Source organism: Stenotrophomonas sp. 28608_Sma (genome assembly GCF_056486185.1).
Genome location: NZ_CM151308.1, coordinates 705,688 through 717,653, shown reverse-complemented (window position 1 = coordinate 717,653; position 11,966 = coordinate 705,688). Strand labels below are relative to the sequence as shown.

Here is an 11,966-nt window from a genome sequence, read left to right as displayed (position 1 = left end):
AAATCGCGACGTACATCACATTCGAATGATGGTACGCGCGTCGTGGCATTGATCTTCATCGTTGGAAGATCAAGACGCAGTCAACGCCGCCCGTGGAACGGGCGACGTTGCGGTGGAACGCAGCAGTGGCGCGGCCTGCGGCCGCCTTACTCGTACTGGATGGTGAAGGTGGCCTGGCCGTTTGCGACACCTGCACCCACAGTGCCGGCCTGGGTCTGCACATAGCGGGCACGCAGCGGCAGCGCCATGACACTGGTACCCGGCACGGTGGTACCGACGTTGACGGTCTGGCCGAAACGCACTTCGCGCTCGGTGCTGCCATCACGCTGGACCATCTGGATGCCGATGCGGGTGGCACTGTTGGTGGCCGCGCTGAGCTTCAGCACGCCCGGCATGTTCGAGCTGTCCTGGTCGGCGTCGAGGCGGATGCCGATCTTGCTCTGGTAGGCAGCAACGTTGCTGCCCTGGCAGTTCAGGCGGATCTCGAAATCGCGATCTACAGCCTTGGAACCGACACCGGTGAACGTGGTGTTGGGCACGCTGCCGAAATCGACGGCAATGTTGCGACTGCCCGCCTGCACTTCGCAGGTCGGGCTGACCACGGTGGTGCCCGAGCCCTTGAAGGTGGAGGTCAACACCGGGCGACGGCTGCCATCACCATCAAAATAGTATGTAGTGAAACGACCGTTCGGCGCGATCACGCCGGAACCGGTCTGCGCGGCTGTCTTGATCAGCTGGATACGGAATCGACCGCCATTGAGATTGATCCTCGCCCCACCGTTGAATGGAATGCTGTGCGGATAGTAGGCCTGGATCGCCCCTGAATCGCGGAATAGCTTGATGCCAACGCCAGGGACATCGGTTTCATAGGTATTGGCAAAACCGGGCACCGGGCGCTGCTGCGCCGCGTTGACATACTCGCCGCGCGAGTAGCCGCCACTCCAATCACAGCTGGCCACGCTATCACGCTGAGTGATCGATTCACTGATCTCCTTGATCACGCCGCCGACCGGCGTGCTGGGCAGGATCACGATCTGGCCCATGTCCATGGTGACGTCCTGTGCGGTGAACCACGAAGAGTTCAGGCTGCACGCGGCGCTGGCTTGCTGGGCCAGCAGCACGCCGCCCAGCAATGCAAGGGCACTCAGCGCCTTGCGGCCACGGGAAGAAATCATCGGCATGCTGCCTCCAGCGGGATGAAGCCGGTCTTGGACGCATCGGCGCCCGCCGGAACCTGGTAATCGACCGTGCAGCGCTGGTCGGCGCCGGCGCCCCACTCCACCAGCAGGCTGCCCTGGTTCTTGTCACTGCGCACGTACAGGCGGCCGCCCTGGCTGACCATGCCCACCGGCTGGCCCTGCTCGTCCTTGACCTGCGCACCGAACGGCATGGTGCGGCCATCGGTGTTGCGCACCTGGATCAGCAGCGCGTTGCCCTTGCGGGTATCGAAGCGCAGGTAGCTGATGGCACCGGCGAACGGCGCGATCGACTGGCTGGTGCTTTCCAGCTCGACGTCGTGAGCCATGCCCTGCGGGTCGAGGGTGACGGTGTTGAGGCGGTACGGCGACACGTACGGGACCACCGCGTAGCCGCGGCCGTCGACGCGCAGGCCCGGGGCGTTGCTGACGATCGCATCGCGCGCGCCCGGTGCTTCGACCAGCACCATGGTGTCGCCACGCTGCGGGGTGAAGGTGAAACCGCCCGGATGCACGACCACGCTGCCATTGGCACCCACCGACGCCTGGCGGAAGTCACGCGAGTGGCTGTAGCTGGCGTTCAATGCGGAATAACGGCTGCGGTATTCGACGTTGCCGATCGCGGTGGTGCTGCCCTCGCGGGAATCGGACAGGGCCGCGCCATAGCTGAAGTTGTTGTCGACACCGGCCGAACCGGTGATGCCAACGCGGCTGTTGTCGTAGCCCCCGCGGTCGCGCACGCCAAGATCAGCACTGAATGACACAGGGTGGGTACCACGGCCCAGCGGCACACTCATCGACAGCAGGTACTGGGTATCCGAGCGACCGAGTACGCCCTCTTCGGTGCGCAGCGCCGAGAAACCGTAGTTCACCGAACGCCAGGCGTTGTTGTAGCCGACCTGGTACTGCTTGGAGGTGCCGGAACGGTCGTAGAAGTCACGCACCGAACCGGTCACGTACAGCGCGCCGCCACGACGGCCCAGCGGCTGGTTCAGCGTTACCTGGAACTGGCTGCGCTGACGGCCACGTGTGGTCGGATCGATGCCGCGCTTGTCCGAATCACGGCCATACAGCGCGTCCTGCAGGCTGTAGAAGCCTTCGGTCGAATAGCGGTAGGCGGCCAGGGTCAGATTGGTCCCGGTCTCGCCGATCATGTTGCTGTAGCTCAAGCGCACGCTGGCACCGGTGTGGTTGCCGTAGTGGTCGAACGTCGTACGTGCATGGGTGACGTCGGCGGCGAACGCGCCAACCGGCGTGGACAGGCCGACGCCGTACAGCAGCGACAGGTAGCCGTCGCTCAGTGCACTGCCGCCATACAGCGTCAGCTGGTTGCCGATACCGCGCTGGTAGGTGCCCTGCACCAGCCACGGCTCATCGGCCAGCAGCTTGTTGCGCACCTGGCCGGCGGTCAGCGAGTAACGCGACACGCCTTCGCGCAGCATCTGCGGCACCGAACCGAACGGCACCTTGAATTCGCGGCGGCGGCCATCGGCCTCGATCACGCTCACTTCCAGGTCGCCGCCGTAGCCGGTCGGGTACAGGTCGTCGATGACGAAGCTGCCCGGCGACACGGTGGAGGAGTAGATCAGCTGCTCGTTCTGGCGCACTTCGATGCGTGCGTTGGTCTCGGCGATGCCGCGCACGACCGGCGCGTAACCGCGCAGCGAATCGGGCAGCATGCGGTCGTCGCTGGCCAGGCTGGCACCGCGGTAACCGATCGAGTCGAACAGTTCACCGGTGGTGTAGGCCTCACCGATGGTAAGCATGCCGCGCACCTGCGGGATGCCGCGCTGCGCATAGGTGGCGATGCTCTGCCAATGGCGGCCATCGCCCTCGGACCAGGTCAGGTTCGAATCGTGGCGGAACTGCCAGCCACCCAGGTTCATGCCGGCGTTGAGGCCGAGGTAGGCACTGCGGTTGCGCTGGCCACCTTCGACACGGCTGTCGCTGTCGATGGCATTGAAGCTGTAGCCGACGAAGCCGGCATTGATGCCGCGGTCCCACAGCGCCGGGTTGACGTAGCCGCGTGCCTCACGACGCAGGAACACCTGCGGGATGCTCAGGTCGTAGCGCAGGTTGCCGCTGTCATAGACACCATAGGCATTGGCCATGCGCTGCTGAACCGGCACGCAGCTGGTCTTGTCGGTCGGCACGGACGGATCCTGCTGCAGCAGCACGGCTTCGCTGTCCACGCCCATTTCTTCCAGCATCGGCAGCGGCAGGCAGGCGTCGACACGGCCCTGCGCATCGGCCTTGAACTGCAGATCGCGACGGCCCTGCCAGGCACCGTTGACGTAGACGTCGACACGGTAGTTGCCGGCCACCATCGGGTTGCCGTTGCTGAAGGCCGCCAGATCGACCTGCTTGGCCTGGCCAGACAGGAAGCTGGAGTTGAACTGGGCCGATTCCGGTGCACGCGCATTGGCCGCACCACTCTGCGCCATCAGCGCCTGTTCGCCGAGATTGGCCGGGGCAGCCAGCGCCCATCCTGGGCAGGCCACGCCAGCAACCAACAGGCAAAGCGCCTGATGGATCGACAATGTCAATCTGTTTCCGATCACACTGACATTCCTTCAATTCGCCGCACAGCGGCGGTGGCGGGATGCGCAGGCCCAAGGCCGGCGCGGCGCGTTCAGCCCCCGGTGCTGCCGAGGCGGATGGTGTGTTCCACCCGGCCGCCGTAGTCGTTGATGGTGATGAAGCGGACCTGGTCGGTGCCCGCCGGTGCGGCGAACTCCAGGCTCTGCTTGGGCGCGACCATCGCGCCCTTGTCCTCGACGGCCTTTTCACTGCTGCCGGTCACGGCATGTACTTCGGCCAGAGTGACGTGGAAGGGGCTCGGGTTTTCCACCCGCAGACGGTCGCCCGTGCGGGTCCAGCGCAGCGCTGCGGGCGCGTCGTTGGCGACGCCCTTCAGGCCCTGCGGCCGGTAGAAAAGCTTCAGGCGCGAACGGAACGCGACCTGCAGGTAATTCTGTTCGCCGCTGTCGGCGTTGTCCGGGGACGGCGGAACATCCAGCACATTGAGCCAGAACACCGACTCACGGTCGGTCGGCAGCTGCGCGCCGGAGAAGATCAGTCGCAGCGCCTGGCTGCGGCCCGGCTCGACGCGCGCGATCGGCGGCGTCAGCACGAACGGGGCATCGCTGGTATCAGCGGTCTGGTTGGCGTCGCCGCTGTCGATCCAGGCCTGCACCAGCGCCGGCGAATCGCCCACGTTGTCGACCTGCACGGTGACTTCGCGCGCCTGCGCCGGATAGATCACTCGCGTGCCATTGACCACCACGCCGGCCAGAGCGTTCTGGCAGAAGGGCAGCGTGAACGCTGCCAGCAGCAGCGCCCGGGGAAAGAATGCTTTCATCGGAAGTACTACGCTCGAGGTATGTGGCCAGGGGCCGCGATGCACTGGCCGGCGCGTACGCCGGCCAGCGCGGGTACGACTACGATCAGTTGTAGATGATCGTGTACTTGACGCTGCTGGTGACGTCGCCCGGGGTGGCGGCGTTAGTGGCGTAGTACTCAGCGTAATAGTTCAGATTGGCCGAGCCGTCGGTGCCGACGGTGACCCACTGCGAGTTCTCCTGGGCCAGACCGAGGCCAGCCGCCTTGATCGGCAGGAACGTGTTGTTCGAGCCCAGCAGCTGCAGCTGCACGTTGGTGGCAGCGTTGGCCGAAGCCTGATTGACCAGGCGGCCGCTGTTGAAGTCAACAGTGGAACCCGGCTCGAAGTAGGTGGCGACGTTGCCGGCGCTGCACTTGCTCAGGTTGATGGCGAACGGGGTACGGCCCGCAACGGCACCGGCGGTGGCCAGGGTGTTCTTGGACACGGTCGGCAGGTTGACGGCGAAGTCCTTGCCGCCCGGGGTCGAGATGGTGCAGGTCTTGTCGGTCACCTTGCCGTTGAAGGTGATGGTGCCGTCGGCGGCGTTGGCGGCCAGCGGAGCGGCGGCCAGCATCAGAGCGGCGATGATATTGATCTTGTGCATTCGCTTTTACCTAACCCTACTGAAGAGATGAGAAGTAGAGGAGGAAGCAAGGAGCACTGCCGGGCTATCAAGACCCATCCTTGCGTCTCACCTGTGGCCGGACTCGGACATACCTTCCCCTGAATCCGTGACGCAAGTATAGGCACAACTGTGATGAAAGTCTCATTATTTTTCTGAACGCCAATTCATTGACGCCTCAAATGTGACGTGGTAGGCGGAATGAGAGCCCGGCGGGCGTAGGGGATTTGACGGCAAGGCGATCAGGTCACAAACGACCCTGCATGACGCTTCCCGTGGCGCGTTCGGCATGCGCGAAAACAGGCTTTTTTCAGGTGGAAATCGCCTTATTTGATGCGCATCACTCTTTCTTGGTGATGGCCCTAGCAGATTCGGATTTGTCCTATTAAAGACGGATCGAACCTGTCGCTAACTAGGACACACCGAACCAGAGAACGTGTCATGAGGAACTCCATTCTGCTGTGTGTGGCCCTGATGTCCGTCAGTGCGCTGGCCCAGGCCAGCAGCGGCAGCATCCGTTTCAGCGGCCGTATCGCCGAGCCGGGCTGCACGACGAACCTGTCCCAGGGTGAGCTGAGCCTGGCCGCCTGCCCGCCCTCGGCCAAGGGCTCGACGGTGGCCGTGACGGCGCTGGCCGATGGCCAGGCCGCGACGCTGCGCGACGGCAAGCGCCAGGGCCAGAAGCTGTCGGTGTCGGCCAGCGCGATGCGCGCCGGCGATATCGCCTTCTCCGAGCGTTACAGCGTGCAGGCTTCGAAGCAGCAGCCGCTGCAGGGCGCCTACCTGGTGGTGGTCGACTACCTGTAAGCCGGCGTGTTTACGCCGGCGGCAGCTCGAAGACCTGGCGCAGATAGGCCAGGTAGCCCGGGTCGTCGCACATGCTCTTGCCCGGCGAATCGCTGAGCTTGGCCACCGGCTGGCCGTTGCAGCGGACCATCTTGATGACGATGTTGAGCGGCGTTGGCCCCAGATCATTGGTCAGGTGGGTGCCGACGCCGAAGGCGACCTGGCAGCGACCACGGAAGTAGTCGTACAGGCGCATCACCTTGGCGATGTCGAGCCCATCGCTGAACACCAGCACCTTGCTGCGTGCATCCACCCGGCGCTGCTGGAAGTGCGCCAGCATGCGGTCGCCCCAGTCGAACGGATCGCCGGAGTCATGGCGGACGCCGTCGAACAGCTTGCAGAAGTACATGTCGAAGTCGCGCAGGAACGCATCCAGGCCGACCACGTCGGACAGCGCGATGCCGAGGTCGCCGCGATACTCGCGTGCCCACGACTCCAGTGCCGCCACCTGCGAATCGCGCAGGCGCGGGCCCAGCGCCTGGAACGCCTGCAGGTACTCATGGGCCATGGTGCCGTGCGGGGTCATGCCGTACAGGCGGGCGAAATGCACGTTGCTGGTGCCGACCAGCTGCGGCCCGAGGGCGTCGCGCAGCAACGGCAGCAGGCGGGCATGCCAGTCGCGCGAGTAGCGGCGGCGGCTGCCGTAGTCGGCGATGCGGCACTGCTCGAAGCCGGGGGTATCACGCAGCAGCGCGGCCTTGGCCTGCAGGCGGCGCTCGCCCTCGGCGAAGTCGGCGGTGGTGGTGTTGCGGAACCAGACTTCGTTGATGATCGCCAGCAGCGGCACTTCGAACAGAATGGTGTGCAGCCAGGGCCCGGTGATGTCCAGTTCGATCTCGCCGGGCACGGTCTTCGACGCGCGCAGCTGGATGTACTTGCGGTCGAGGTGGAACAGGCCGAGGAAATCGGCGAAGTCCGGCTTCACGAAGCGCAGGCCACGCATGTAGTCCAGCTCCGCGTCGCTGAAACGCAGGCTGCACAGGTGGTCGATCTCTTCGTCGATCTGGTCGATGTAATGGGCCAGGTCGATGCCGGGCGTGCGGCACTTGAACCGGTACTGCACCTGGGCGCCGGGGTGCTGGTGGAGCACCGCCTGCATCATGGTGAACTTGTACAGGTCGGTGTCGAGCAGGGACTGGATGATAGGCATGGGGCGGATTATGCGCCCGGCAGGGTGAACCGGGGTGCCTGCGGCCACACTCAGCTCACGGGAAACAACATTGGTAGATCCACGCCATGCGTGGATGCTCTTGCGGCGCTACAGCGCCTTGCGCAGCAGCTTCGGCACCAGCATCAGCGCGTGCGCCCAGATCGCGCCCCACACCGCTACCCGCACCGGCAGCGAACGCTGCCTGGCCTCGAACTTCTGGAAATAGCGCCACAGGCCCTTGTGCTTGTGCCATTCAACGAAGAACGGCCGCGAGCGGCTGGAGACGCCACGAACGTGGGTGACCTGCAGGTCATTGGCGATCGCCACCACTGCTCCGGCTTCGCGTGCACGCCGGCACAGGTCCAGGTCTTCGGCATGCAGACGATAGCCGGCGTCCCAACCTCCGATGCAGTTGAACAATGCACGCGGCATCATCAGCAGCGCACCGGACAGCGCCGGCACCCGCTGCAGCGCCTGCTGCGGGTCACGCGGCACCGCCAGCTTCGAGCCCTTGCCCGGCGAGCGCAGCATCATCAGGAAATCCGGGTCGCGGCGGCGCACGGCTTCGTCGGCATGGCCCTGCTCGTCCACCTGCTCGACACCGAGCAGGCAGTCGCCCAGTCCTTCCGCGCGGCTGCGCAGTGCGGCCAACGTCTCCGGTTCAACCATCAGGTCCGGGTTGATGAAGGCCAGCCATGGACTGTGCGAATCGGCCACGCCCTGGTTGTTGGCGGCGGCAAAGCCGGGATTGTCCGGATTGCCGACGAGACGCACGCGCGGGTCGTGGCTGGCATGGCGCTGCACGATATCCAGCGTGCCATCCATCGAGCCATTGTCGATCACCCGGATCTCGGCCACGTCCTGCGCCTGGCGCAGACGCGAGAGGCAGGCGTCGATGGTGCTGCCGCTCTGGTAGGTGACGACGATGGCGGCAATGGCAACATTCAAGCAGGAGGCTCCGGCGCGGAAGACGAGACGAACAGGTCACCCTGTTCCTTCGGCATTATCGCCTGCCGCATGCGCTGCTGCAGATCGGCACGCAGGCCATGCAGCGGATCGTGCATGAGGAAGTCAGCCAACCGTGGCACCCACCCCGGCCAGCGCGCGGCCAGGGCCTCGAGATCGCCATCACGGCTGACCGCCTCCCCTTCCCGGCTGACGAAGGCGGTCTCGCACAGCACGTTGCGCCATCCCAGGCCAGCCATGCGCAGGCTCAGGTCCACCAGTGCCGCGTTCCAGCCGGCGTAGCTGTCCACGTCCAGGCCGCCGGCGCGGCGACGCGCGTTGCCGCGCACCAGTACCGCGTGGGTGACCGCCGAGGGCAGCTCCGGATGCAGCACCGGCAGCGTGGCACAGGTGTGTGCCAGCAGCGCCGGGTCCTCCGGTTCCGGATTGATCTCGCCCAGCCGCGGCCATGCAGCGGTTTCGCCGGCATTGCACCACGGGGTTGCGGTGGCGATGGCGGCGTCGCGGGCGAAGGCATCCTGCAGCTGCTGCAGCCAGCCCGGCGCGGGCACGCTGTCCGGCGCCAGCACCGCCACGTCCATGCCCTCGCAGGCGCGCAGCATCTCATCCAGATGGGCGACCTCGCCCAACGGCCGCGCGCGGCGGGTGTATTCGGCCTGCAACGGCGTATGCGCCAACCAATGCTCCACCACCGCCTGCGCACGCGGGCCGGTCTGCGCGTCATCGGCCAGCCAGACCGCGGTTCCCGGCGCGGTGCCGGCATCCAGCGCGGCCAGGCAGCGGTCGAGCGCGGCATCGTCCACGCACAGCGGCAACAACACGATCGCCCCCATCCCGCCTCCGTGGTTGTCGGTAGCCACAGCCTAGCACTGGGAGGGTATCGGCCGGGTTGCACCCGGCGCCTGCAGAGGCCAGAGCCAGAGCCGAAGCAACAGCCGGAGCAAAAGCTGGGTTCCTGGGGGATGGCGGGGTGGGTCCGGTTGCGGGGGCCGCTGCAAGTCCCCCTCCGGGGCCCGGCCCAGCCGCTGGCGGCTGTGCGTTCGGGCGCTTGCGAAGCAATGCTTCGCAAGCAAAGCGCCCTCACCCATGTAAGCTCGGTCGCCGCTTGCTCGTGTGCGCAGTCCTGCGCACACGGCAAGACCGGGGTTGGGCGTCCTGCTCAACCCGCCCGAGGCATGCCTCGGGCCCATGCGGCTCACGCCCCCACAACCGGACCCACCCCGCCTTCGACAGATCTCTGCGATCTGCAGTAGATCCACGCCATGCGTGGATGAATCTCCATCGGAATCGAATATTTCGAATTGGAATCGAAAAGCATCCACGCATGGCGTGGATCCAGCGTGTCGACCAAGGTCGACACCTACCAACAGCCGCGGGAATCTGTCAGAGGCGGGGCGGTGTGGGTTGGCAGGACCGTTGGCGCCATGGATGGCGCCATCGAGCCCCCATGGAAGGGTTTACGGCGTGTCCTGACAACCCACACCGCCCCGCCATCCCCCAGAAACCCGCTGTTGCTGTTGCTGTTGCTGTTGCTGTTGCTGTTGCTCCAGCTCTGGCCTCTGCGGGTGCCGGGCGCAGCCCGGCCGTAACCCCTTACTTCTTTGCGCGCGGCTGGTTCAGCGGTTCCATCGCGCGGAAGCGCTGGCTGTACTCGTCGGTCAGGGTGCGTGCCTCCTGCCCGTTGCGCACGATGCTCGGCGTCAGCAGCACGATCACCTCCGAACGGCGGCTGGTGCGGCTCTTCTGCCCGAACAGTGCGCCCACCACCGGAATCCGGCTCAGGCCGGGGATGCCGCTGCTGCCATCGGTGCCCGTGTCGGTGATCAGGCCGGCCAGCATGATGGTGTCCCCGCTCTGCACCGCCGCTTCGGTCGACAGCTTCTTGGTGGAAATACGCGGGTTGCAGTTGCGCTCCGTCGGATTGCAATTGTCCGGCACGTTGGAGGCACTGCTCACTTCCTGCACGATGTCGAGGAACACGGTGCCATCACGGGTCACGCGCGGCCGCACCTTCAGGATCACGCCGGTGTCGATGTACTGCACCGAACTGTAGGTGCCGGCGCCGATACCGGTGTTCACCGTGGTGGTGTTGATCGGCACCTTGTCACCCACGTTGAGCGTGGCCTCGGCGTTGTTGCGCACGAACACCGAGGGGGTCTGCAGCAGGCGCACATCGGTGACCTTGTCCAGCGCGCTGACCACCGCCGCGCCATTGTGGCCGGTGAACGCCCAGCCAAGGCCTTCGCCACCGGTCGCGGCACCGGCAAAGCTGCTCCAGGAGCCGCCGGCGGCGGCCGGCAGGGTCACGCCGGCCAATGCGCCGGTCAGCGCGCGCCCGGCCACCGCGTTGTCGAAGAACCAGTTCACGCCGTACTTCAGGTCACCCTCCAGTGCGACCTCGGCCACCTGCGCTTCGATATGCACCTGCAGCGGCATCACGTCCAGCTTCTCGATCACTTCGCGGATCGAGCGCCAGGCCTGCGGGGTCGAGCGCACCAGCAGGGTGTTGGTTTCCTCCACCGCCGACACGCCCACGCGATCGCCTTCCACTTCCAGGCTGACGCTGACGTTGCCGGACTGGCGCTGCGGCAGGTTCATGCTGCCGTTGCCGGTGCCACTGGAGCCACTGCCCGGCGTCGAACCGAAATTGCTGCTGTTGTTGCTGTCCATGCCACGCTCACCGTCGCTGCCCAGCTGCGACGGCATTGCACCCGGTGCCAGCGAGGCCGGGCTGGAGCCGCCGCGATTGCCGCTGCTGGCGAAGGCTTCACTGAGGCGTTCGGCCAGATCCCGCGCCTTGATGTAGCGCAGCTCATAGGAGAACAGGCGGGCGCTGCCACCGGCGGTATCGATGCGGTCCAGCCACTGCTGGATCTGGTCCAGGTAACGCACCTGCGGGGTGATCACCAGCACCGCGTTGGCGTTTTCCAGCGGCAGGAAGCGGAACATGCCGGCGCTGGGCGTCTTGCTCTCCTCGCCGAACACCTTCTCCAGATCGGCGGCCACCTGCTCGGCCTTCCCCGACTGGATCGGGAACACGCCCACCGACATGCCCGACAGCCAGTCGACGTCGAAGATCTCGACAGTGCGCATGTAGTTTTCCAGCTCGGCGCGGGTACCGCCCAGGGTGATCACGTTGCGGCCGCTGTCGACGTTGACGATGGCGTTGGGGCGCGCGTACGGCTCCAGCACCTTCTTCATTTCAGTTGCGGAGATGAACTGCAGCGGGATCACCCGCACCTCGAAACCGCGTGCGCTGGCCGCCGGCGCCGTACTCGGTGCGACGGTGCCGGCCAATGCCTGATCGGCGGCGACGATGTTGTAGCGGCCGCCGCTGTAGACCATGCGGGCATTGTTCCAGCCCAGCACCATCTCCAGCAGGTTCAACGCCTGCGCCGGCGACACCGGCTTGGGCGTGGCCAGGGTGACTGTGCCCTGCACCCCCGGTGCGATCACGTAGTTCTGGCCCAGCATGTCACCGAGGATGGCCTTGACCACCGCATGCACCGATTCGCCTTCGAAATTGAAGGTTGCTTCACCGGTGCTGGCGCCATGCAGTGCCGGAGCCGGTGCGCGTGCTGCTTCGCGGTTGATCATGGTGCCGGTGCCACGGCGGATCACCGCCTGCGGAGCGCCCTGGGCGTCACGGGCAGCATCAGCGGCGACTTCGGCCGCCTGGCCGGCCTCGGCAGTGGGCGACAGATTGCCCTTGCGCTGCACATGCGGTGCGGACACGGTGCTGCAGCCGACCAGCAGCGCGAGGGCAAAGGACCAGGGAAGGAAACGCAGGCTCATGCATTCACT

At 65.9% G+C, this 11,966-nt stretch carries 9 protein-coding genes; 1 reads left to right on the top strand and 8 read right to left on the bottom strand.

The features are described 5' to 3' along the window. Positions 1-146 precede the first annotated feature (146 nt). From ACZLHH_RS03160 to ACZLHH_RS03145, 4 genes are all read right to left on the bottom strand, one after another. Positions 147-1,181: a fimbrial protein gene (locus tag ACZLHH_RS03160; protein ID WP_049462841.1), complete on the bottom strand. Its 1,035-nt coding sequence runs from the start codon at positions 1,179-1,181 to the stop codon at positions 147-149. Further along, complete coding sequence (locus tag ACZLHH_RS03155; RefSeq protein WP_049462840.1) at positions 1,172-3,736, bottom strand: fimbria/pilus outer membrane usher protein; 2,565 nt, start codon at positions 3,734-3,736, stop codon at positions 1,172-1,174. The genes ACZLHH_RS03160 and ACZLHH_RS03155 overlap by 10 nt, the downstream gene beginning before the upstream one ends. 92 nt (positions 3,737-3,828) lie before the next feature. Further along, the gene (locus ACZLHH_RS03150; protein WP_032128056.1) at positions 3,829-4,557 is read right to left on the bottom strand and encodes a fimbrial biogenesis chaperone; all 729 of its coding nucleotides are present in this window, start codon (positions 4,555-4,557) and stop codon (positions 3,829-3,831) included. Positions 4,558-4,642: 85 nt separating this feature from the next. Continuing rightward, positions 4,643-5,182 (bottom strand): fimbrial protein, encoded by a 540-nt coding sequence (locus tag ACZLHH_RS03145; RefSeq protein ID WP_049462839.1) that lies wholly within the window; start codon positions 5,180-5,182, stop codon positions 4,643-4,645. A gap of 459 nt (positions 5,183-5,641) precedes the next feature. Between ACZLHH_RS03145 and ACZLHH_RS03140 the strand changes: the two genes are divergently transcribed. Beyond that, positions 5,642-6,007, top strand: a complete 366-nt coding sequence (locus ACZLHH_RS03140; protein WP_014645902.1) for a hypothetical protein — start codon at positions 5,642-5,644, stop codon at positions 6,005-6,007. 10 nt (positions 6,008-6,017) lie between these two features. Here the strand turns inward: ACZLHH_RS03140 and pncB are convergent, their stop codons facing one another. The 4 genes from pncB to gspD all read right to left on the bottom strand — a co-directional run bounded on the left by pncB (position 6,018) and on the right by gspD (position 11,957). Further along, positions 6,018-7,196: a nicotinate phosphoribosyltransferase gene (gene pncB / locus ACZLHH_RS03135; protein WP_010482009.1), complete on the bottom strand. Its 1,179-nt coding sequence runs from the start codon at positions 7,194-7,196 to the stop codon at positions 6,018-6,020. Between the two features lie 108 nt (positions 7,197-7,304). After that, positions 7,305-8,144 (bottom strand): glycosyltransferase family 2 protein, encoded by an 840-nt coding sequence (locus ACZLHH_RS03130; RefSeq protein WP_049462838.1) that lies wholly within the window; start codon positions 8,142-8,144, stop codon positions 7,305-7,307. After that, positions 8,141-8,995, bottom strand: coding sequence for a glycosyltransferase family 2 protein (locus ACZLHH_RS03125; protein WP_049462837.1), 855 nt, complete (start codon positions 8,993-8,995; stop codon positions 8,141-8,143). The genes ACZLHH_RS03130 and ACZLHH_RS03125 overlap by 4 nt, the downstream gene beginning before the upstream one ends. Positions 8,996-9,755: 760 nt before the next feature. Beyond that, complete coding sequence (gene gspD / locus ACZLHH_RS03120) at positions 9,756-11,957, bottom strand: type II secretion system secretin GspD (protein ID WP_049461668.1); 2,202 nt, start codon at positions 11,955-11,957, stop codon at positions 9,756-9,758. Between the last annotated feature and the right edge of the window lie 9 nt (positions 11,958-11,966).